Here is a 436-nt window from a genome sequence, read left to right as displayed (position 1 = left end):
CCCACCCCACCCTCCACCGCACCCACCCCACCCTCACCCACTTCCACACCAACCTCGCCACCCTCCACACCCACGGCGCCACCACCACCACCAGCACCAGCAGCAGCAGCAGCACCAGCAGCACGCCCGAACCCCGCACCACCCTCCCCAGCTACCCCTTCCGCCGTGAGACCTACTGGCTCACCCCGCCGGCCGCCGTCACCGATGCCGCCCAGCTCGGCCTGGAGCCGACCACCCACCCGCTGCTGCGCGCCACCCTGCGCGCCCCGGACGACAGCATCAGCCATACCAGTGCGCTGACCCTCGCCGACCACCCGTGGCTCGCCGACCACGCCGTCGCCCACACCGTCGTTCTGCCGGGCACCGCCCTGGTCGACCTCGCCCTGCACACCGGCAGCCTCCACAACACACCCCACCTCGACGAACTCACCATCCA

Annotated in this window: 1 protein-coding gene; it reads left to right on the top strand. The window is 72.0% G+C overall.

Translation table 11 applies throughout. The annotated features are described in order from the left end of the window. Positions 1-436 (top strand): hotdog family protein (locus MXD59_RS26040; protein WP_248827208.1); only part of this gene is annotated, 436 nt, incomplete at both ends.

It is taken from the genome of Frankia umida (genome assembly GCF_023242945.1).
GTDB classification, from domain to species: domain Bacteria; phylum Actinomycetota; class Actinomycetes; order Frankiales; family Frankiaceae; genus Frankia; species Frankia umida.
The sequence above is the reverse complement of the archived record's forward strand: the minus strand, read 5'-3'. Positions and strand labels throughout refer to the sequence as shown.